The sequence below is a fragment of the Pseudomonas sp. S1_G07 genome (genome assembly GCF_054668565.1).
Genome location: NZ_CP162778.1, coordinates 1,660,654 through 1,681,840, shown reverse-complemented (window position 1 = coordinate 1,681,840; position 21,187 = coordinate 1,660,654). Strand labels below are relative to the sequence as shown.

Genomic DNA, 21,187 nt, shown 5'->3' with positions numbered 1-21,187 from the left:
CCTTACTTGGCCCCACGCTCAATCGCAAACCCCGCCCAGGTCTGGCTCACCGGCATCAGTTCCAGGCGGTTGATGTTGACGTGCGCCGGGGTGTTCATCACCCAGAAGATCGTGTCGGCAATGTCCTGCGGCTGGATCGGCTCGGCGCCGGCGTAGGTGGCGTCGTAGCGCGCCTGGTCACCGCCGAAGCGCACCAGGGAGAACTCGCTTTCACACAAGCCCGGCTCGATGTTGGTCACACGCACGCCGGTACCTTGCAGGTCGCACCGCAGGTTCAGCGAGAACTGCTTCACGAACGCCTTGGAGCCGCCATACACATGGCTGCCCGGGTACGGATAGCTGCCGGCAATGGAGCCCAGGTTGATGATGCCGGCACCACGGCCATGGGCAATCAGGCGCGGCAGCAGCAGGCTGGTGGTGGTCAGCAGGCCCTTGATGTTGGTGTCGACCATGGTTTCCCAGTCGTCGAGGCTGCACTTGGGCGCCGGGTCGGTGCCCACGGCCAGGCCGGCATTGTTGATCAGGCCGTGCAGGGTGGCGAACGACGGCGGCAGGTTGGCAATCGCGTGTTCCATGCCCTTGCGGTCGCGCACGTCCACTACCAGGCCGTGCACTTCGGTCTGTTTGGAAAGCTCGGCTACCAGAGCATTCAAGCGCTCGGCGCGACGACCGGTGAGCACCAGTTTCCAGCCGGCTTCGGCAAACCGGCGGGCGCAGGCCTCGCCGAAACCTGAGGTTGCGCCAGTAATAAACAGCGTGTTGGACATGGTGTTCTCCTTGCGGGCATCGGAAAAAAACAGCCAGCAGAATGCCCGTACGCCGCCGTCGCGGCAACCGCTAAGCACACAGCCGTGCGCAGCCTGCTGATCATTTTTCAACCACAACGAGCAACGCTATATAAACCGTGGCCTGCAGCCATATGCACGCAGGTTATCCACAACTGCGCCCACAGTCTTTGGGGGCAACTGCAAAACAGCCCAGCCCGCTATTCACAAGGCCTCCAAGCGCTTTTAGAAAGTTTTTTGCTTGACCTTGGCCGGGGCGTATGTAGGGCCTTCGACAGAGGGGAAAACCAGACGATGGCTCCAGGCCAGTCATTCCGGCCTCTGCGGCCGTCTTTCCAGAGTTTAGTCACAGACTTATCCACAGGCGTCGCGGACATATTGCGGTCATATACCTGTGTCTTTAAACAGGTTGACAAACCCTTGCTCAAGCCGTGAAAAAGTCGCTGCTCAAAAAACAACCGCCACGCTGTAACCCACGGTTTTAAAGGCTTTCAGCCAGCTACTCCCACGTTACCCACAGCCGGTTCCACAGCGGATGGGGACAAGTCAAAACTGTGACAAAACAGGGATTTGCGGCGGCTATATGTCGCGCTTTGGAGGGCGGCTGGATTTGTTTTCCACAATTTGGCGGGACGCTTGTGGATACCCCAAAACACCTGTAGGAGCGAGGGGGACGCCTAGTTCCTACAGGTTCAAGCGTATGGCTAATGCCCGCCGAGGTAGGCGTTGCGCACTTCCTCATTCACCAGCAATTCCTTGCCGGTGCCCGTCAGGCGAATCTCGCCGTTGACCATCACATACGCGCGATCCGACAGGCGCAGCGCGTGGTTGGCATTCTGTTCCACCAGGAAGATGGTCATCCCGGTGGAGGCCAGTTCGCGCAGGGTCGAGAAGATCTGCTTCACCACAATCGGCGCCAAACCCAGGCTCGGTTCGTCCAGCAGCAACAGCTTGGGCCGACTCATCAGCGCGCGGGCGATGGCGAGCATTTGCTGCTCGCCACCGGACATGGTCATGGCCCGCTGGTTACGTCGCTCCTTGAGCCGCGGGAATAGCTCGAACATGCGTTGCATGTCCTCGCTGGCAAACTTGTCACCGATCGGGATGGTGCCCATCAGCAGGTTTTCCTCAACGGTCATGTCGGGGAACACCCGTCGCCCTTCCGGCGACTGCGCAATGCCGTTGGAGGCGATGTAGTGGGAGGACTTGTGGGTAATGTCGACGCCGTTATAGAGGATCTGCCCAGACTCGGCCCGTGGCTGGCCGAAGATCGACATCAGCAGCGTGGACTTGCCCGCGCCGTTAGAGCCGATCAGGCTCACGGTTTCGCCTTCGTTGATGTGCAGCGAGACTTTTTTCAGCGCCTGGATCGGGCCGTAGAACACGTCCAGGTCCTTCATTTCGAGGATAGGCCCGCTCATACAAGCTCCTCTTCGTCAGCGCCCAGATAGGCGGCGATCACTTTCGGGTCGCTGCGGATCGCGTCCGGCCCGCCCTCGGCGATCACGTTGCCGTGGTCCAGCACCACGATGTGGTCGGAAATACTCATCACCATGCCCATGTCGTGTTCGATCAGCACCACCGTGAGGTCGTGTTCGTCGCGCAGCAGGCGAATCATCGCGCTGAGGGCTTCGGTTTCCTGAGGGTTGAGGCCGGCTGCCGGTTCGTCCAGGCAGATGATCTGCGGCCGCGTGCACATGGCACGGGCGATTTCCAGGCGGCGCTGCTGGCCATAGGAAAGCTCACCGGCCAGGCGGTTGGCGCAGTCGACCAGGTCCACCACTTCGAGCCAGTAGAACGCATGGTCGAGCGCATCGCTTTCGGCCTTGCGATAGCCCTTGGTATTGAGGATGCCGGCCAGCATGTTGCGGTTGACCCACATGTGCTGGGCCACCAGCAGGTTTTCCAGCACCGACATTTCCTTGAACAGGCGAATGTTCTGGAACGTGCGCGCCAGGCCGGCACGGTTGACCAGGTGGGTGCCGCCGAACATCTTGTAGTACAAGCGGCTGAAAAAGCTTTTTGGCGACACGAAGTCGACCGCTTTGAAGCGCTCGCCGAGCAGTTGGATCACATCGGTCTGTTTGCCGCGAATATTGAGTTCGATCTTGCCGCCGCTGGCTTTGTAGAAGCCGGTGAGGCAGTTGAACACGGTGGTCTTGCCGGCGCCGTTGGGGCCGATCAGGGCGAAGATCGAGTTGCGTTCGACCTTGAGGCTCACATCGCTCAAGGCCTTGATGCCACCAAAGTGCATCATCAGGTGTTCCACGGACAGGACGACTTCCTTGCTCATGGCGCTACCCCCTTGCGTGGTGTCACACCGGTACGGCTGATCCGGATCAGGCCACGTGGTCGCCAGATCATCATCACCACCATCAGCACGCCAAACAGCAGCACGCGGTATTCGGAGAAGCTGCGCAGCAGTTCCGGGGCGACGGTCAAGACGAACGCCGCAATCACCACGCCGACCGTCGAGCCCATGCCGCCCAATACCACGATGGCCAGGATCAGCGCCGACTCGAAGAAGGTGAACGACGACGGGTTGACAAAGCCCTGGTAGCTGGCAAAAAACACCCCGGCCAGGCCAGCCGTAGACGCACCGATGGTGAAGGCCGAGAGCTTGACCAGTACGTGGTTCAGGCCCATGGAGCGGCAGGCGATCTCATCTTCGCGCAAGGCTTCCCAGGCGCGGCCGACCGGCATGCGCGTCAGGCGGTGCTTGATGTACAGCACGGCCAGTACCACCAGGAACAGCACGACGTAGATGAATATGAACTTGATGTTGGGGTTGTAATCGAGGCCGAAGAACTCGTGGAACGGAACCCCGCCATCCTTCGCGCGCCTGCCGAACTCCAGGCCGAGGAAGGTCGGCGAAGGCACCGGCATGCCGTTCGGGCCACCGGTGAACGACAGCCAGTTGTTGAGCACCAGGCGGATGATTTCGCCGAAGCCCAGGGTCACGATGGCCAGGTAGTCACCGTGCATTCGCAACACCGGGAAGCCGAGTATGCACCCCGCTAAAGCAGCCGCGATGGCCGCCAACGGCAACACCGTCCAGAACCCCAGGCCCAGGTATTGATAACCCAGCGCCAGGCCATAGGCACCGATGGCGTAGAACGCCACGTAACCCAGGTCGAGCAGGCCGGCCAGGCCGACCACGATGTTCAGGCCCAGGCCCAGCAGTACGTAGATCAGACCGAGGATCACCACGGTGAGCAGGTACTTGTTGGCGAAGATCGGGAACACGATGGCAATCACGATCAGCGCCGGGATGATCCAGCGCAGCCGCGATTTGTAGTCCGGCGCCAGCACGTGCACGCCGGAGCCACTGGTTTCGAAACCCTGCAGGACCTTCACGCCCTTGGGGGTTTGCAGGAACAGGCTCATGGCAAAACGGCCGGCCATCACGATGGCGACCAACAGGCCCACGCGGGCCGGTTCCAGATTGAAGCTGTAGCCGTCGAGCACCACGCCGACAATCGGGCCGAACACGATCAGCGAAATCAGCCCGGCAAGGATCGTATCGACCACACTTTTCTTGATATCGATAGGTTTGGCAGCAGACATGTTTACACCTTCGCCACGAGTGGGCGACCAAGCAGGCCCTGGGGACGGAAAATCAGAATCACCACCAGCAGGGAGAAACTGAACACGTCTTTGTAGTCAGAGTTGATCAACCCCGAGAACAACGACTCGGAGATACCGAGGATGATCCCGCCGAGCATCGCCCCAGGCAGGGAACCGATGCCGCCGAGTACCGCTGCGGTAAACGCCTTGATGCCGATGATGAAGCCGGCATAGAAGTCGAAGGTGCCGTAGTTGAGGGTGATCAGCACACCGGCCAGGGCCGCCATGGCGGCACCGATGACAAACACGTAGGAGATCACGCGGTCGGTGTTGATCCCCAGGATCGAGGCCATCTTGCGGTCTTGCTGGGTGGCGCGGCACATGCGGCCGAGCTTGGTGTATTTGATGATGTAGGTCAGCAAGGCCATGCCCGCGAACGCGGCGACCAGGATGAATATTTTGGTGTACGTGAGCTGTACGAAGCCGCTGCCGATATCGACACGCCAGGCTCCGGCCAGCAGGGTCGGAATGCCTTGTTGCTTGGCGCCCTGGGCGATCTGTGCGTAGTTCTGCAGGATCAGGGAGATCCCGATGGCGCTGATCAGCGGAGCCAGTCGGGTGGAGTTGCGCAGCGGTTTGTAGGCGACACGCTCGATGACCCAACCGTACACGCCGGTGACGACCACGGTGAAGATCAAGGTGCCGAGTATGAGCAGCGGGAAGGATTCGATGCCGAAGTAAGCCAGCAGTGCCAGACTGATCGCCGCGAGGTAAGCGGAAATCATATAAACCTCGCCGTGGGCGAAGTTGATCATGCCAATGATGCCATAGACCATTGTGTAGCCGATGGCGATCAGGCCATAGACCGACCCGAGGGTCAGGCCGTTGACCAGTTGCTGCAGGAAAATACCATCCATAACGCAATCTCACGCGGTGAGCACCTGCACACCGGGAGGTGTGCGGCGCTTCTGGAGGAAAACAGAGGCTTAGCGACACCCCGTGTAGGAGCGAGCTTGCTCGCGAAAAATCCGAGAACGACGCGGGCATTCAGGATGCCCGCGTCACCGTTAATATTCTTCGCGAGCAAGCTCGCTCCTACAGGGGTCGCAGTCAGTTCGGATTACTTCTGTTTTTCCAACTGGTGGTATTTGCCGTCCTTGTCCCACTGGTAAACCACGTAGTCGGAGACTTTCAAGTCGCCCTTGCCGTCCCATTCCTTCTTGCCCATCACGGTCTGCACCGGGTGGGCCTTGAGCCACTTGGCGGCGTCTTCGCCCTTGTTGGACTTGGCACCATTGAAGCCGGCAGCCAGCGCCTGCATGGAAGCATAGGCATACAAGGTATAGCCTTCAGGCTCGTAGCCGGCCTTGCGGAACTCTTCCACCACTGCCTTGCTGTCCGGCAGCATGCGCGGGTCGGCGCCGAAGGTCATGTACACGCCATCGACGTACTGCTTGCCACCGGCGGTAGCAACCAGCTCATCGGTGACGATGCCGTCATCGGACATGAACTTGACGTCTTTGAGGCCGGCTTCACGAATCTGGCGAACCAGCGGGCCGGCTTCCGGATGCAGGCCGCCGAAGTACACGACGTCGGCGCCCAGTGAGCGGATTTTGGTGACCAGGGCGCTGAAGTCTTTCTCGCCACGGGTGAGGCCTTCTTCCAGCACCGGCTTGACGCCGCGCTTGGTCAACTGAGCAGCGGTGGCGTCGGCCAGGCCTTTGCCGTAGGTGTCCTTGTCGTTGATCACCGCGACTTTCTTGCCCTTGAGCACATCGACGATGTAATCGCCGGCGACAATGCCCTGCTGGTCGTCACGGCCGCACATGCGGAACATGGCGCCCAGGTCGCGCTCGGTCACTTGTGGGTTGGTGGAGCCTGGGGTGATGGTGATGATGCCCGCTTCGTCGTAAACCTCGGACGCCGGGATGGTGTTGGACGAGCAGAAGTGCCCGACCACACCGATCACCTTGTCCTGGTCCGCCAGGCGGTTGGCCACGGCCACGGCCTGCTTGGGTTCGCAGGCATCGTCACCGGGGATCAGCTTGATCTGCTCACCGTTGATACCGCCGGCCTTGTTGATCACATCGACTGCCGCCTGGGCACCCTTCATGTACTGCTCACCGAACGACGCGTTGGCGCCCGTCATGGGCCCCGCTACGCCAATCTTCACATCAGCTTGAACAAACGTAGAAACACCCAGCGCCGTTGCAACGGCGAGGGCCAGAAAACCTTTCTTGTAAAACGTCTGGGACATGAGTGGCGCTCCGATATTTTTGATTTTTGGCACGACAACTTGCGTTCAAACCTTTCACTGAAAGCTCAGAGCAAGCGGCGTGCCATTACGTTTTTATTCTTCAAAAAGACACGGTGTCATTGTTATTGCAGGCCTTTCGCCTCCGCTTGCCAGTACGTGCAACCCTCTAGCGCCCCAAGGTGCAACCCGAAGCCAAAAAAAGTACAACCCTGATGGGTCGCACCGAGAACCGGCTGGTTAAAGGACTCTTCCTACACGTGTTACAAGGCACGTAACGGAACTGCACATTTACAGTGCGGGAATGCTACGACTTGCACCAATACAGATTAATAGCCGGCTAAGAAAATGCAGGCTTTTGAGTGGTATTTCGGTGATCAGATCACGATCCTCAAGCATTGCCCGGCGTGATACAGCGAGAATCCCGCCTCATACAGGCAACTGCGCAGGCCCACGCCGGCCAATGGCTGCATTGGTGTGAAGGGAATCGGCAACGCCTGGGGATTCCGGTGACATAAGTAGTCGGCAAACGCCTTGCCCACCACGCTACCGGTGGTCACGCCGCGCCCGTTATAACCGGTAACAGCCACAAGCCCGGGCGCCGGTTCGAACAGGCGCATCAAGTGATCGGGGGTGAAGGCAATGCAGCCGGTCCAGGTGTATTCCCACTGCACCGATTTGAGGTACGGGAAGTAATGCTGCTGCACCCGATCGGCCCACGCCTTGAGGAACCAGGCCGGTTTCTGGCTGCCGTTGCCCAGGCTACCGAGCAACAGGCGACCCTCGGCATCGCGGCGAATGCTGCTCAATACCTGGCGCGTGTCCCACGATCCCTGGCCGCCGGGAAGAATCTGGCGGGCGGCCTCATCGGTCAGCGGGGCCGACGCAACCTGATAGTAATAACCGGGGAAAAAGTTACGCCGCAGTTCGGTCCATTCACCTTCGGTGTAGGCATTGGAGGCGATCACGACCTGTGCAGCCTGCACGGCACCGTTCTCGGTCTGCACCGACCATTGCGCGCCTTGGCGTTCCAATCGGGTGACCGGGGAATGGTCGAACAGTTGCCCGCCCAGCCCGACCGCAGCATGCGCCAGGCCACTGGTGTAGGCCATCGGATTCAAGGTGCCCGCACGCCGATCCAGCAAGGCGGCAGCAATTTTTTTGGTACCGGTGGCGTGCTCGCAGGCCTGGCCGGTAAGCAGCTCGACCGGTGCGCCACGGCGCTTCCATTGTTCTTCACGACTGCGCAAGTCCGCCTCGCCACGGGCGTTGTGCGCCATGTGCAACGTACCCTCGCGGCGCAATTGGCAATCGATGTGGTATTTGTCGATCAGGCTGAACACCAGCGACGGTGCCGCGCCCAACATGCGATTGAGCTGGCTGCCCACCGCTTCGCCGAAACCGGCTTCGATGTCATCGGGAGGAATCCAAAGGCCGGCGTTCACCAGCCCCACATTGCGCCCCGAACCACCATGACCGGTGCGATGGGCTTCCAGCACGGCGACGCTTTTACCCTGTTCCAGCAAATGAATGGCCGCCGACAAGCCGGTGATGCCGGCCCCGATCACGCACACATCCACCTTGACCTCGCCCTTGAGCGCGGCACGATCCGGCCGGGAGGGGGTGAGGTGTTCCCACAAACATGTTTCGCGTAGTGCCATTGCCAGACTCCGGGATGAACTCACCACTGATCGTTCCCACGCTCTGCGTGGGAATGTAGCCCTGGACGCTCCGCGTCCGCCTTTAGGTCGTGACGCGGAGCGTCACAGGATGCATGCCCACGCGGAGCGTGGGAACGATCATCAGTCGAAGGTGATGCCCTGGGCCAGCGGCAGCTCCAGCGAGTAGTTCACCGTGTTGGTCTGGCGACGCATGTACCCGCGCCACGCATCCGAACCCGATTCGCGCCCGCCGCCGGTCTCTTTCTCACCGCCAAACGCGCCGCCAATCTCGGCACCGCTTGGGCCGATATTGACGTTGGCAATGCCACAGTCGCTGCCCACCGCCGACATGAACTGCTCGGCCTCGCGCACGTCGGTGGTGAAGATGCACGACGACAGGCCTTGCGGCACGGCGTTGTTCAGGCGCAGGGCTTCGGCGAAGTCGGTGTAGCCGACCACGTAGAGGATCGGCGCGAAGGTTTCGGTGCACACCACGTCGCTTTGCTCCGGCATTTCCACAATCGCCGGCGACACGTAGTAGGCATTAGGGAAGGTGTCTTCCAACTGGCGCTTGCCGCCAAACACCTTGCCGCCTTCGCTCAAGGCCTGCTCCAGCGCATCCTGCATCGCGTCGAAGCCATGCTTGTCGATCAACGGGCCGATCAGGTTGCCTTCCAGCGGGTGGCCGATGCGCACTTTGGAATAAGCGGCCTTGAGGCGCGTGACGATCTCTGCCTTGACCGACTCGTGGGCGATCAGGCGACGCAGGGTGGTGCAACGCTGGCCGGCGGTGCCGACAGCGCTGAACAGAATGGCGCGCACGGCCATGTCCAGGTCGGCGCTCGGGCCGAGGATCATCGCGTTGTTGCCGCCCAGTTCGAGGATGCTGCGGGCGAAACGCGCGGCGACTTTCGGCGCCACCTCGCGGCCCATGCGGGTGCTGCCGGTGGCGCTGATCAGCGCGACACGCGGGTCATCCACCAGCGCGGCGCCGGCGTCGCGGCCGCCGATGATCACTTGGCTGAGGTATTCGGGGGCGTCGTTGAATGTGTTCAGCACGCGCTCGAACAGCGCCTGGCAGGCCAGGGCGGTGAGTGGGGTCTTTTCCGAAGGTTTCCAGATCACCGCGTTGCCGCACACCAGGGCCAGGGCGGTGTTCCACGCCCAGACCGCGACCGGGAAGTTGAAGGCGCTGATCACGCCGACCACGCCCAGCGGGTGCCAGGTTTCACGCATGTGGTGGCCGGGACGCTCGGAGGCGATGGTCAAGCCGTACAACTGGCGCGACAGGCCGACGGCGAAGTCGCAGATGTCGATCATTTCCTGCACTTCACCCAGGCCTTCCTGAGTGATCTTGCCGGCTTCCCAGGACACCAGCTCGCCGAGGTCGGCCTTGTACTCGCGCAGCACGTCGCCAAACTGGCGCACCAACTCGCCGCGACGTGGTGCCGGTACCTTGCGCCAGGCCTCGAATGCATGCTCGGCGCGACTGACCTGTTGCTCCACCTCGGCGGCACCTTCCCAGTGCACACTGCCGATACGGCTGCCATCAATCGGCGAATGCACGGGCTGTTTGCCCGCCTGGTACAGCGCCGGGTTCACCCCGAGACGATCAAGCAATGCGGCAACCATGGGTCACTCCTTCAATCTGCACACAAAAAAATCGCACCGCAGCACGCACGGCGATCCAGGCCTTATTTGTAGCTGGCCCAAGACTTGCCAACAAACGACGATTAGGCGAGATATCATTCCGTTTATTCATGCAAAGCATAAAAAGAGGCATGCCGTGCTGAACAAAAGACATTTGCCCTCGATCACCGCCCTGCAGTGTTTCGAAGCCGCCACCCGTCACCTGAGCTTCACCCGCGCCGCCGAGGAGCTGAACCTCACGCAAAGCGCGGTGAGCAAGCAGGTGGCGCAGTTGGAGGAATTGCTGCAACACCTGCTGTTTCGCCGTGTGCGTCGGCGCCTGCAGATGACCCCGGCGGGCGATTTGTACCTGGTGGAGGTGCGCAAGATCCTCACGCAGGTGGAGATGTCTACCCACTACCTGCGTTCGTACGGTGGCGAGACCGAAGTACTGCGCGTGTCCACGCCCTACACCTTTGGCGCGCGCTGGCTGGTGCCACGCCTCAAGGGCTGGCGCTTGCGTCATCCGCAGATCCACCTGGACCTGTGCAACGAACAGGAGCCGGATGAACTGCTGCAAGGCAAGGCCGACATGGCCTTCTACTTCGGCCAGGGCTCGCGCCCGGGCACCGAGAGCCTGAAGCTGTTCAGCGAAGAACTGGTGCCAGTGTGCGCGCCGGAAAGCCTGCCCGCGCAGCCGTTCACCGACCCCACGCAATTGAGCGACCTGGTGCTGCTGCAAAACGCCTCGCGGCCCCAGGGCTGGCATGACTGGTTCGCCGACCAGGGTTATCACACCGAGCACAGCTATCACGGGCCGCGTTTCGACACCTTTTATATGTGTATTCGGGCGGCGCAGGTGGGCTGTGGCGTGGCGTTGTTGCCGCGGTTTCTGGTGGCAGAGGAGTTGGCCGAGGGTAAGCTGGTGATCCCCTGGCAGCACGCGATGCCAAGCCAGGATGCGTATTACCTGGCCTACCCCGAGCATTCGGCGGAGGTGCCCAAGGTGCGGGACTTTGTGAAGTGGATGATGGAACAGGTTCTTTAAGCGTCTGCGATGGTGCCAGTGGGCTCACTGAAAAAATCACTGGCAAAACCCTACAGGTCTATGCGCCACTAGCGCCCTTCCTTAATTGTGCGTAAAGGCCGGCGCCCATCACCGTGCCGTCTGGAGATTCCCGTTATGAGCGAGAGTGTGTTTGCCGATCGCATCGTGCAGAACCTGCTCGACACCGACTTCTACAAGCTGACCATGATGCAGGCGGTGCTGCACAACTACCCCAATGTGGAAGTTGAATGGGAGTTCCGTTGCCGTAACAGTGAAGACCTTCGCCCGTACCTGGCGGAGATCCGCTACCAGATCGAGCGCCTCGCCGAGTTGAGCCTGAGCCCGGACCAGTTGGGGTTCCTGGAACGCATCAGCTTTATGAAGCCGGATTTTTTGCGCTTTCTGGGGCTGTTCCGTTTCAACCTGCGTTATGTGCAGACCGGCATCGAGAACGGCGAGTTGTTTATCCGCCTGCGCGGGCCGTGGCTGCATGTGATCCTGTTTGAAGTGCCGATGCTGGCCATCGTCAGCGAGGTGCGTAACCGCTACCGTTACCAGACCGTGATCCTCGAACAGGCCCGCGAACAGTTGTATCGCAAGTTCGACTGGCTGACGGCGAATGCCAGCAGCGATGAACTGTCGGAGCTGCAAGTGGCCGACTTCGGCACGCGTCGACGCTTCTCGTACCGGGTGCAGGAAGAAGTGGTCAGCGTGCTCAAGCACGACTTCCCCGGACGTTTTGTCGGCACCAGCAACGTACACCTGGCCCGTGAGTTCGATATGAAGCCGCTGGGCACCATGGCCCATGAGTGGATCATGGCCCACCAGCAACTCGGTCCACGCCTGATCGACAGCCAGATCGCCGCCCTCGACTGCTGGGTACGCGAATACCGAGGCCTGCTGGGTATCGCCCTGACCGACTGCATCACCACCGACGCGTTCCTGGGCGATTTCGATTTGTACTTCGCCAAGCTGTTCGATGGCCTGCGCCACGACTCCGGCGACCCCGTGCAATGGGCCGAGAAAGCCATCGCCCACTACCACAAGCTCGGTATCGAGCCGATGAGCAAAACCCTGGTGTTCTCCGACAGCCTGTCGCTGCCCAAGGCCCTGGAGATTTTCCGCGCGTTGCGCGGTCGCATTAATGTGAGCTTTGGCATCGGCACCAACCTGACCTGTGATATTCCAGGGGTGGAACCGATGAGCATCGTGCTTAAAATGACCGCGTGCAATGGCCAGCCCGTCGCGAAGATCTCCGATGAAGCGGGCAAGACCCACTGCACCGACCCGAATTTCGTCGCTTATTTGCGTCACGTTTTCAAAGTACCTGCCCTATCCAGCAAGGAGTGAATCATGCAAGCCGTACAGCGTGAGATTGCGCAGCAGCTCAAGGTGCAAGCGCCATTCAAAGACCAGGCCGCCCTGGAGGCCGAGGTTGCCCGGCGCGTGGCCTTTATCCAGGACTGCCTGCGTCATTCGGGGCTCAAGGCATTGGTGCTGGGCATCAGCGGCGGTGTCGACTCCCTCACCGCCGGCCTGTTGGCCCAGCGCGCGATGCGCGAACTGCGCGCCAGCAGCGGTGATGAGGCGTATAAATTCATCGCCGTGCGCCTGCCTTACGAAACCCAGTTCGACGAGATCGACGCCCAGGCGTCGGTGGACTTTATCGACCCGGACGAGCGCCACACCGTGAACATCGGCCCGGCGGTGAAATCCCTGGCCAATGAAGTGGCGGCGTTTGAAGGCAAGGCCGCAGTGTCGCGCGATTTCGTGCTGGGCAACACCAAGGCGCGCATGCGCATGGTCGCGCAGTACACCATCGCTGGCGCGGCGGGGGGCCTGGTGATCGGAACCGACCATGCGGCGGAAGCGGTGATGGGCTTTTTCACCAAGTTCGGCGATGGCGCCTGTGACCTGGCACCGCTGAGCGGGCTGGTGAAAAACCAGGTACGCGCGATTGCACGGCACTTTGGCGCGCCGGAGTCGCTGGTGGAGAAGGTTCCGACCGCCGACCTGGAAGACCTGTCGCCAGGCAAGCCGGACGAAGCGTCACATGGCGTGACCTATGCCGAGATCGATGCCTTCCTGCACGGTGAGCCGGTGCGTGAGGAAGCATTCAGGATTATCTGCGAAACGTATCGCAAGACCGAGCACAAGCGAGTGATGCCATTTGCGCCGTGAGGCCTGTAGGAGCGAGCTTGCTCGCGAAGATCGTCAACGATAACGCGGGCATTCTGGATGAACGCGGTGTTATTGCGCTTTTCGCGAGCAAGCTCGCTCCTACAGGAAGAGCGAACGCTTGATTACTTGACGACCACAGTGCCTTTCATAATCGAGATGTGGCCTGGGACCGAGCAGAAGAACGCATAGTCCGTACCGGCGGCCAGTTTCGACACATCGAAGGTCACTGAATCTTTCTCGTCGGCACCGATGACCTTTGTGTGGGCGATGATGCGGTCATCGCCTTCTTTCAGGTAATTCTTATCGATGCCAGCAGCCATGCCATCAGTCGCAACCGGTTGCATGTTGGCAGCGCTGGTCAGCACCCAGTTATGCCCCATGACGCTTTTCGGCGCGCTGCCCGAGTGTTCCAGGTTCACGGTGAACGTCTTGCAGCTTTTGTCGATCACGATTTCCTTGGTGTTGAAGGACATCTGGTCAGTGGAGTCGACGGTGACATTGCACTCTGCGGCAAACAACTGGCCACTGGCCAATGTCAGCAGGGAAACAGCAACGAGTTTGGCAAACATGTGAATCTCCAGGGCGGGGTTTAAAAAGCGCTTATTGCGACAAGGGTGCCTGAGGCGGGCAAGGACTCCTATGATCTGAATCAACAAATTGTATACAACTTTAGGCTATCAGACCTATCGACACAATCAACCAGCCAAAGTGCCGCCCACCGCCTATGATCGGCCCATCACCCATTGGAGCCACAGCCATGCACCTCAACCAACTGTTCAACGGCCTGCTGGCCGCCTACGCCTGCGGTAAGTGAAGGCCAAGCACACCTTGAAGCTGCTACCATGACGACCCAAGGCAGCTGCGCGCCGCCACCCTCACCTTCGACCCTAGAGGATCGCCCATGGCCAAACCTAATTACTCCTTCGCCAAACGTCAGAGAGACTTGGCCAAGGAACAGAAGAAAGAGGAAAAGCTGCAACGCAAGAAAGCCGCTGCAGACGAAGAAGCGGGCGCACTGAACCCGGACGTCGATGCTGAAGAAACGAACGACGAGACTGAAACACCAAAAGATCCGGCTGAATAATTATTTACTGTAGGAGCGAGGGGGACGCCTAGTTCTTGCTCGCGAAGAACGTCAACGATAACGCGGGAAGCCAGGATCAACGCGGCGCCCTCAGGTTCTTCGCGAGCAAGAACTAGGCGTCCCCCTCGCTCCTACACCAGCGGCATCACCGTCACCCGCACCTCGGGGTCATGGCTCCCTCCTCCCAGAATCACCCCGCGCAACGGCGACACATCGGAAAAATCCCGGCCCCAGGCCAGGGTGATGTGCTCCAGTGCCGGCTGCACGTTATTGGTCGGATCAAAATCGACCCAACCCGCCACCGGGCAAAATACCGAGACCCACGCATGGGACGCATCGGCGCCGATCAGGCGTGGCTGGCCGGGCGGTGGCTGGGTGAGCAGGTAGCCGCTGATATACCGCGCCGCCAGGCCCCGCGAGCGCAGGCAGGCGAGCATCAGGTGGGCGAAGTCCTGGCACACGCCGCGACGGCGCTCCAGCACTTCCACCAGCGGCGTGGCGACCTGGGTGGCTTCGGCATCGAAGGTGAATTCGCTGAAAATCTTTTCCATCAACGCCTGCACGCCCAGCAGCAACGGCTCGCCGGGCGGGAAACAGCTTTCGGAGAACTCGACAAAGGTTTTCTTCAGGTGCACGTAGGGCGATTCGAAGCGATAGCGGCAGGCTTCGATCAGCTCAGGTGACAGCGGCTGGCTGGTGTAGGTCAGGCTGTCGCGGGTCTGGTCCCAGGCGGGCGACTGTTGGAAATCCAGCACCGGGCGCACCAGCACTTCCACGGTGAGCGCGGCGTTGACCAGCAATTCATCGTGGGGCCGTTCGAAGGCCAGGCGGGTTATGGGGTTGCCGAAGACGTCCAGCTCATCACGGCGTGACGACGGCTGCGGGCTGATATCCAGTTGCTGCGCGCTGCAACGCTGCCAGGCGCATGGTCGCGGCCACAAATGCGCGAGCTGCTGGGCCAGGGACACCGGGCTGTCGTAGTGGTAATGGGTATCGTGAAAAATCTGGTAGCGCGCACTCATCACACCGACACCGTTTGCTGGCTGACATCATCCACATGGGCAAAATGGCGTAACGCCAGGCGATCCGACACTTGCCCGCTTTCATCGGCCACCGCTTGCAGCAGGTCGGCCAGGCCATCCAACGCGGCGCGCACACTGGGTTCACCAAACAACGCGTTTTCCAGGCAACCCAGGTCGAAACGCGCGAGGCCCTCCACCAAGGGAGCCAGGCCGGTTTCCCGAGGCACACCGAAGTCGTCATTGAGACGACGCAGGGTGCGGTTCACCAGTTTGAGCTGGAACAGCACCGCATGGGGGTTCTGCTCGTCGAGCAGCAACAGGTCGAGCACCGGGATCAATTGCGGCACCGCCAGGTAGCGCGAGCGGTAAGTGATGCTGCTGTTGCCCAGCTCCAGCAACCAGTCCAACCCGGCCTGATCGAATACCGCCACGCCGCGCAGGAATGCGGCAAGGCTGCTGCTGAGGAACTGCAGACGCTCGATACGCCGGCCCATCATCAAAAAGCGCCAGCCTTCGTCGCGGGTCATGTCGTCCAGGGCAAAGCCGGACAGCGCCGCGAGGGACATCACCAGGCGGTTGAGGAAATCCAGCAACTGGCCAAAATCCGGGGTCTCGCTTTCCAGCTCCAGGGCTTCGCGTTGCAGCTCTACCAAGGCCTGCCAGTTTTCCCGGGATAACTTGCCGCGCACCTGGGACGCGGCCCACTGCAGGCGCTGCAGGTTGGCGCGCAGGCTCGACGGCCAGTCATCACCGAGCAAGGCGGCGAGCAGGCGCTCGGGCAATTCGCCTTCTTCCGGCAGCAGGCGCAGGTTTTCACCCAGCTCTACCGCCGCCTGCAACGCCAGCGGATCGTCGCCGTCGACATAACGCGCCAGCACGATACGCAGCCAGCGCGCGCTGTCATCACAGCGTTCGCAGTAGCGGCCGAACCAGAACAGGTTTTCCACCACGCGTGACGGCAAGTAAGGGTCGCGGCGCACCAGGTCCTGGGCGCCAATCGAGCGCTGGGCGCGCCATTGCTCACCACCGGCGGCACGCTCGCCGAGCACCCAGGTGTCCTTGCTCGCACCGCCGCGCTGCATCGACACCACTTCGGCATCGGCGTCGGCCGCCACACGGGTCAGGCCGCCGGGCAGCACGCGGTAACCGTCATCACTGGCTACGGCGTACACACGCATGCCAATGGCGCGGTGTTGCAGATGGTCATCCACGGTATGCCACACCGGCGCCTGGGACAGTTGCGCCAACTCCTGGGCGACATACGCATAGGGCCGCGCACGCATGCGGTCGGCCAGGGCCTGGCGTTGTTCGTGGTTCAAGTCGCGGCCGAATACCGGGGCGAAGCTTTGCGACGGGAACGCCGGCTTGATCAGCAACTCCGGCAGTTTCTCCAGGGCTTCGGCGAGCACCGGCGCTTCACCGCACCACCAGGTGGCGATGGACGGCAGGATCAGTTGCTCACCAAACAAAAACTCGTTGATCTTCGGCAGGAAGCCGAGCAGACCGGGAGATTCCAATACCCCGCTGCCCAACGCGTTGGCCACCAGCACGTTCCCTTGGCGCACGGCATCCAGCAGGCCGGGTACGCCCAGGGCCGAGTCGGTGCGCAGCTCCAGCGGGTCGCAGAAGTCGTCGTCCAGGCGACGCATGATCGCGTGTACCCGGCGCAGGCCACTGAGGGTCTTGAGGAACACAGTGCTGTCACGCACGGTCAGGTCGCCCCCCTCCACCAGCGGGTAACCAAGCTGGCGGGCGAGGTACAGGTGTTCGAAATAGCTTTCGTTGAAACGCCCGGGAGTGAGCAGCACGATCAGCGGCGGCTGGTTGTCGCTGGGCGCCTGGCGGGCCAGGGTTTCCTGGAGCGTGCGGAAGAAACCGGTCAGGTGCTGCACCTGCAGATCACGGTACAGGTCCGGGAAGGCGCGGGACACGATGGTGCGGTTTTCCAGGGCGTAACCGGCGCCCGAGGGTGCCTGCGTACGGTCGGCCGTCACCCACCAGCGGCCATCGGGGGTACGCGCCAGGTCCACGGCATAGAGGTGCAGGAAAGCACCGTCGGGCGGTTGGATACCCTGGCACGGCCACAAAAAGTTGTTATGCCCGAACACCAGCTCAGCCGGCAGCAAACCTTCCTTGATCAGGCGTTGCGGGCCGTAGAGATCGGCGAGCACGGCATTGAGCAGGCGCGCACGCTGGGCAATACCGGCCGACAACTGCCGCCACTCATCGGCGGCCAGCACATGGGGCAGCAGGTCCAGCTCCCATGGGCGGTCGGCGCCCTTGGGGTCGGCGTAGACGTTGTAGGTCACGCCGTTCTCCTGGATCTGCCGCGTCAGCAGCGCCTGGCGCTGGGCCAGTTGCGCGGGGGTGCTGCGTTGCAGGTGATCCAGCAAGCGTTGCCAATGGGCACGCACCGCACCGCTGTCGTCGAGCAGTTCGTGATAAGTGCCCGCGGTCAGCGGGTAACGGTCGAGCAAGTCGGACATGTAACGCTCGGCAGGGCAAAGGGGGCTCAGATTAACTCAAATTCACTGCAATCCAATGTGGGAGCTGGCTTGCCTGCAATAACCATGGCTCAGTCGATATTATTGATGACTGATACGCCGCTATCGCCGGCAAGCCAACTCGCACATTTGGCTCGCGTTCATTCCTTATTTTTTGGGAAACGCCGTAGATCCAAGGTCATCGGCAACTCATCGTTCACCACCAAGGCCGGCACCGGGAGCTTGCCTGGACTATGCCCCAGGCGGAAGAACCGCGCCATGCGCCGACTTTCCGCTTCATTGGCATTCACCGGCAAGCTGTCGTAATTACGCCCTCCCGGATGGGCCACATGGTATTGGCAGCCGCCCAGCGAACGCTGCATCCAGGTATCGAGCAGGTCGAACACCAACGGCGCATGAACTGGGATGGTCGGTTGCAGACAGTTGGCCGGTTGCCAGGCGCGATAGCGCACACCGGCGACAAACTCGCCCACACGGCCAGTCGGTTGCAGCGGCACCGGAATGCCGTTGCAGGTCAGCAGGTAGCGCTGCGACGGCAGACCGGTCAGCTTCACTTGCAGGCGCTCCAAGGACGAATCCACATAACGCACCGTGCCACCCGCCGCGCCCTCCTCGCCCAATACATGCCAAGGCTCAAGGGCCTGGCGCAGTTCCAGTTCGATGCCGCTGACGGCGTAGTCGCCGACCTTGGGGAAACGGAACGCCAGGTGCGCGGCAAACCACTCGGCGCGCAGCGGGTAGCCGGCGGCGTTGAGTTCGACAATGACGTCGGCGAAATCCTGCTCGATAAAGTGCGGCAACAGGAAGCGATCATGCAGCTCGGTGCCCCAGCGCGCCAGTTTTGGCGGTGCATAGGGCTCGCGCCAGAAGCGCGCAACCAAGGCGCGCAACAGCAATTGCTGGGCAAGGCTCATGCGCGCATGGGGCGGCATTTCAAAGGCGCGCAACTCCAGCAGACCCAGGCGGCCTGTGGCGCCGTCGGGCGAGTAGAGCTTGTCGATGCAAAATTCGGCGCGGTGGGTGTTGCCCGTCACGTCGATCAACAGGTTGCGCAGCAGGCGGTCCACCAACCACGGCGGGCATTCTTCACCGGGGGCGGGCATCTGTGCGAAGGCGATTTCCAGCTCATACAGCGCATCGTTACGCGCTTCATCCACCCGTGGCGCCTGGGAGGTCGGGCCGATAAACAGGCCGGAAAACAGGTAGGACAGCGACGGGTGGTTATGCCAGTAGCTGATCAGGCTGCGCAGCAAATCGGGGCGCCGCAGAAACGGTGAATCCTTGGGCGTGGCGCCCCCCAGCACGAAGTGGTTACCGCCGCCGGTACCGGTGTGGCGGCCGTCGATCATGAACTTCTCGGTGGTCAGGCGGGTTTGCCGAGCCTCTTCGTAGAGGAATTCGGTGCGCTCCACCAGTTCGTCCCAGGTGGCGGACGGTTGCACGTTGACCTCGATCACACCTGGGTCCGGCGTCACCCGGAAGTTGCTCAGGCGCATATCGAACGGTGGCTCGTAGCCTTCCAGCAGCACCGGGCAATGCAACTCCTCAGCGGTGGCTTCGATGGCGGCCACCAGCTCCAGGTAGTCTTCGACACGCTCCAGAGGCGGCATGAACAGGTACAGGCGCCCTTCCCGTGCTTCGGCGCATAGCGCGGTGCGGGTCAGCCAATCGGCGGACTCGTCCACCTTTGGCACACGCTCATCGCTCGGCGCAGGCTCTGCGTGGCTTTGCAGCTGGGCGCCGGTCGGCAATGGCGGTTGATCCTGATTAGGGTCGGTCGGATGCACAAAGGGATATTCCGCCGCCGTCACCCAGGGCTGCGAAGCCAGCGGCAGGCGATAGCCCAGCGGCGAATCACCCGGCACCAGGCGGCAGTGGTTGTCGCGCAGGTACCAGCGACCGCTCTGCCAGCGGTCATTGGCCGCCGTGCGCGCCAGCGGCAGCACGTGGCCGATGACTTTATCCAGGCCCTGGCTGAACACTTTGCGCAGGCGTTCGCGCTCCAGCTCATCGCTCAGGCGCGGGTCCTGGGCGGTGACGTTTTGCGGCAGCGCGCCTTCGCGCCACAGGTAGTAGAAGTTGTCTTCAAAGGCCGGGAACACAAAGCGAGCCGGTAGCTTGAGACGCTCGGCGACGCTGGCCAGGAAGCGCCCGGCCAGCGCGCCATCGGCGCCGTAATCCTGTTGCTCATCGGCAATCAGCGCGCTGTTGTGCCAGATCGGTACGCCGTCGCGCCGCCAATAGCAATTGAGCGACCAACGCGGCAGTTGCTCGCCGGGGTACCACTTGCCCTGGCCGAAGTGCACCAGCCCCTGGGGGGCGTAGTGCTTGCGCATGCGCTGGAACAGCTCGGCGGACAGGCGACGCTTGTCCGGGCCAAGGGCAGCGGTGTTCCACTCGGCGCCGTCGGGGTCGTCGATGGACACGAAGGTCGGCTCGCCGCCCATGGTCAGGCGTACGTCGTGCTTGAGCAGATCGCCGTCGATCTGCCGGCCCAGGGCCTGGATCGCCAGCCATTGTTCTTCGGTATAAGGCTTGGTGACCCGTGGCGCTTCCCAGATGCGCTCCACCGACATCTCGTGGGTAAATTCGCACTCGCACGGTTCCACCAACCCGCTGATCGGCGCGGCGGACGAGGGATCGGGACTGCAGGCCAACGGGATATGGCCTTCACCGGCGAACAACCCGGAGGTGGCATCCAGGCCGATCCAGCCGGCACCGGGCAAATACACTTCGCACCAGGCATGCAGGTCAGTGAAGTCCACTTCGGTGCCGGACGGGCCATCGAGGGCTTTGACGTCGGCGGTCAGCTGAATCAAGTAGCCCGATACAAATCGCGCCGCCAAGCCCAGGTTGCGCAGCAGTTGCACCAGCAACCAGGCCGAATCACGGCACGAGCCGGAGGCGTTTTCCAGGGTGAATTCCGGGGTCTGCACACCCGGCTCCATGCGGATCAGGTAGCCGATGTCGTTGGCCAGGCGCTGGTTGAGGCCTACCAGAAAGTCCACGGCCGGCAACGGCGTACGATCGATAGCGGCCAGATAGGCGGCGAACTTCGGCGTCAGCGGCAGGGTTTCCAGGTACGGCGCCAGCTCACGCTGCTCATCGGCGGCGTAGATGAAGGGGATTTTCTCGGCGTAAGGTTCGAGGAAAAAGTCGAACGGGTTGAACACCGCCATCTCGGCGACCAGGTCGACTTCGATGCGTAACTCGTCGGTTTTTTCCGGGAACACCAGGCGCGCCAGGTAATTACCCTGAGGGTCCTGCTGCCAATTGATGAAGTGCTGCTCGGGCAGCACTTTGAGCGCGTAGGACAAAATCCGCGTGCGGCTATGGGCCGCCGGGCGCAAACGCACGATCTGCGGGCCGAGTTCGACAGCGCGGTCGTAGCGGTAATGCGTAACGTGGTGCAACGCGACATGAATCGACACGGCGGCCTCCTGCGAGCCAGG

Annotated in this window: 16 protein-coding genes; 4 read left to right on the top strand and 12 right to left on the bottom strand. The window is 61.7% G+C overall.

Going from position 1 to position 21,187, the window contains the following annotated elements; all coding sequences use genetic code 11:
- Positions 1–2 precede the first annotated feature (2 nt).
- The 8 genes from AB4O05_RS07630 to amaB form a co-directional block, all read right to left on the bottom strand.
- Positions 3–767: an SDR family oxidoreductase gene (locus tag AB4O05_RS07630; protein WP_460131844.1), complete on the bottom strand. Its 765-nt coding sequence runs from the start codon at positions 765–767 to the stop codon at positions 3–5.
- A 722-nt stretch (positions 768–1,489) separates the two neighbouring features.
- Positions 1,490–2,206, bottom strand: a complete 717-nt coding sequence (locus AB4O05_RS07625) for an ABC transporter ATP-binding protein (RefSeq protein ID WP_034117470.1) — start codon at positions 2,204–2,206, stop codon at positions 1,490–1,492.
- Entirely contained in the window at positions 2,203–3,078 is an 876-nt protein-coding gene (locus AB4O05_RS07620) for an ABC transporter ATP-binding protein (protein ID WP_460131846.1), read from the bottom strand. Before AB4O05_RS07620 ends, AB4O05_RS07625 begins: the two co-directional genes overlap by 4 nt.
- Positions 3,075–4,352, bottom strand: a complete 1,278-nt coding sequence (gene livM, locus AB4O05_RS07615; RefSeq protein WP_460131848.1) for a high-affinity branched-chain amino acid ABC transporter permease LivM — start codon at positions 4,350–4,352, stop codon at positions 3,075–3,077. Before livM ends, AB4O05_RS07620 begins: the two co-directional genes overlap by 4 nt.
- Positions 4,353–4,354: 2 nt before the next feature.
- Positions 4,355–5,269, bottom strand: coding sequence for an ABC transporter permease subunit (locus AB4O05_RS07610; RefSeq protein ID WP_090400844.1), 915 nt, complete (start codon positions 5,267–5,269; stop codon positions 4,355–4,357).
- Positions 5,270–5,472: 203 nt separating this feature from the next.
- The gene (locus AB4O05_RS07605; protein WP_460131849.1) at positions 5,473–6,609 is read right to left on the bottom strand and encodes a branched-chain amino acid ABC transporter substrate-binding protein; all 1,137 of its coding nucleotides are present in this window, start codon (positions 6,607–6,609) and stop codon (positions 5,473–5,475) included.
- Between the two features lie 374 nt (positions 6,610–6,983).
- The gene (gene amaA, locus AB4O05_RS07600) at positions 6,984–8,267 is read right to left on the bottom strand and encodes an L-pipecolate oxidase (protein ID WP_460131851.1); all 1,284 of its coding nucleotides are present in this window, start codon (positions 8,265–8,267) and stop codon (positions 6,984–6,986) included.
- 141 nt (positions 8,268–8,408) lie between these two features.
- On the bottom strand, positions 8,409–9,899 hold the full coding sequence (gene amaB / locus AB4O05_RS07595) for an L-piperidine-6-carboxylate dehydrogenase (RefSeq protein ID WP_460131852.1): 1,491 nt from the start codon (positions 9,897–9,899) through the stop codon (positions 8,409–8,411).
- Between the two features lie 154 nt (positions 9,900–10,053).
- On the opposite strand from amaB, the gene AB4O05_RS07590 reads away from it, so the two are divergent.
- The 3 genes from AB4O05_RS07590 (at position 10,054) to nadE (ending at position 13,125) form a co-directional block, all read left to right on the top strand.
- On the top strand, positions 10,054–10,944 hold the full coding sequence (locus tag AB4O05_RS07590) for a LysR family transcriptional regulator (protein WP_460131854.1): 891 nt from the start codon (positions 10,054–10,056) through the stop codon (positions 10,942–10,944).
- 135 nt (positions 10,945–11,079) lie between these two features.
- Entirely contained in the window at positions 11,080–12,294 is a 1,215-nt protein-coding gene (pncB, locus tag AB4O05_RS07585; protein WP_065900159.1) for a nicotinate phosphoribosyltransferase, read from the top strand.
- A 3-nt stretch (positions 12,295–12,297) separates the two neighbouring features.
- Entirely contained in the window at positions 12,298–13,125 is an 828-nt protein-coding gene (nadE, locus tag AB4O05_RS07580) for an ammonia-dependent NAD(+) synthetase (RefSeq protein ID WP_460131855.1), read from the top strand.
- A 122-nt stretch (positions 13,126–13,247) separates the two neighbouring features.
- On the opposite strand, the gene azu is transcribed toward nadE, so the two are convergent.
- Entirely contained in the window at positions 13,248–13,694 is a 447-nt protein-coding gene (gene azu / locus AB4O05_RS07575; protein ID WP_460131856.1) for an azurin, read from the bottom strand.
- A gap of 332 nt (positions 13,695–14,026) precedes the next feature.
- Between azu and AB4O05_RS07570 the strand changes: the two genes are divergently transcribed.
- Positions 14,027–14,209 carry a hypothetical protein gene (locus AB4O05_RS07570; protein WP_460131858.1) on the top strand — a complete coding sequence of 61 codons (183 nt, stop codon included), beginning with the start codon at positions 14,027–14,029 and terminating at the stop codon, positions 14,207–14,209.
- Positions 14,210–14,340: 131 nt separating this feature from the next.
- Here the strand turns inward: AB4O05_RS07570 and AB4O05_RS07565 are convergent, their stop codons facing one another.
- From AB4O05_RS07565 to AB4O05_RS07555, 3 genes are all read right to left on the bottom strand, one after another.
- Complete coding sequence (locus tag AB4O05_RS07565) at positions 14,341–15,231, bottom strand: transglutaminase family protein (protein ID WP_460131860.1); 891 nt, start codon at positions 15,229–15,231, stop codon at positions 14,341–14,343.
- Entirely contained in the window at positions 15,231–17,717 is a 2,487-nt protein-coding gene (locus AB4O05_RS07560; RefSeq protein WP_460131861.1) for a circularly permuted type 2 ATP-grasp protein, read from the bottom strand. Before AB4O05_RS07560 ends, AB4O05_RS07565 begins: the two co-directional genes overlap by 1 nt.
- Positions 17,718–17,875: 158 nt before the next feature.
- Positions 17,876–21,166 carry a transglutaminase family protein gene (locus AB4O05_RS07555; protein WP_460131862.1) on the bottom strand — a complete coding sequence of 1,097 codons (3,291 nt, stop codon included), beginning with the start codon at positions 21,164–21,166 and terminating at the stop codon, positions 17,876–17,878.
- Positions 21,167–21,187 lie beyond the last annotated feature (21 nt).

Excerpts from the sequence above, each read along its gene's own strand:
- amaA (WP_460131851.1), bottom strand. The coding sequence starts at position 8,267 with ATGGCACTACGCGAAACATGTTTGTGGGAACACCTCACCCCCTCCCGG.
- azu (WP_460131856.1), bottom strand. The coding sequence starts at position 13,694 with ATGTTTGCCAAACTCGTTGCTGTTTCCCTGCTGACATTGGCCAGTGGC.
- AB4O05_RS07620 (WP_460131846.1), bottom strand. The coding sequence starts at position 3,078 with ATGAGCAAGGAAGTCGTCCTGTCCGTGGAACACCTGATGATGCACTTT.
- AB4O05_RS07560 (WP_460131861.1), bottom strand. The coding sequence starts at position 17,717 with ATGTCCGACTTGCTCGACCGTTACCCGCTGACCGCGGGCACTTATCAC.
- AB4O05_RS07610 (WP_090400844.1), bottom strand. The coding sequence starts at position 5,269 with ATGGATGGTATTTTCCTGCAGCAACTGGTCAACGGCCTGACCCTCGGG.
- AB4O05_RS07565 (WP_460131860.1), bottom strand. The coding sequence starts at position 15,231 with ATGAGTGCGCGCTACCAGATTTTTCACGATACCCATTACCACTACGAC.
- AB4O05_RS07570 (WP_460131858.1), top strand. The coding sequence starts at position 14,027 with ATGGCCAAACCTAATTACTCCTTCGCCAAACGTCAGAGAGACTTGGCC.
- livM (WP_460131848.1), bottom strand. The coding sequence starts at position 4,352 with ATGTCTGCTGCCAAACCTATCGATATCAAGAAAAGTGTGGTCGATACG.
- nadE (WP_460131855.1), top strand. The coding sequence starts at position 12,298 with ATGCAAGCCGTACAGCGTGAGATTGCGCAGCAGCTCAAGGTGCAAGCG.
- pncB (WP_065900159.1), top strand. The coding sequence starts at position 11,080 with ATGAGCGAGAGTGTGTTTGCCGATCGCATCGTGCAGAACCTGCTCGAC.
- AB4O05_RS07605 (WP_460131849.1), bottom strand. The coding sequence starts at position 6,609 with ATGTCCCAGACGTTTTACAAGAAAGGTTTTCTGGCCCTCGCCGTTGCA.
- amaB (WP_460131852.1), bottom strand. The coding sequence starts at position 9,899 with ATGGTTGCCGCATTGCTTGATCGTCTCGGGGTGAACCCGGCGCTGTAC.
- AB4O05_RS07630 (WP_460131844.1), bottom strand. The coding sequence starts at position 767 with ATGTCCAACACGCTGTTTATTACTGGCGCAACCTCAGGTTTCGGCGAG.
- AB4O05_RS07625 (WP_034117470.1), bottom strand. The coding sequence starts at position 2,206 with ATGAGCGGGCCTATCCTCGAAATGAAGGACCTGGACGTGTTCTACGGC.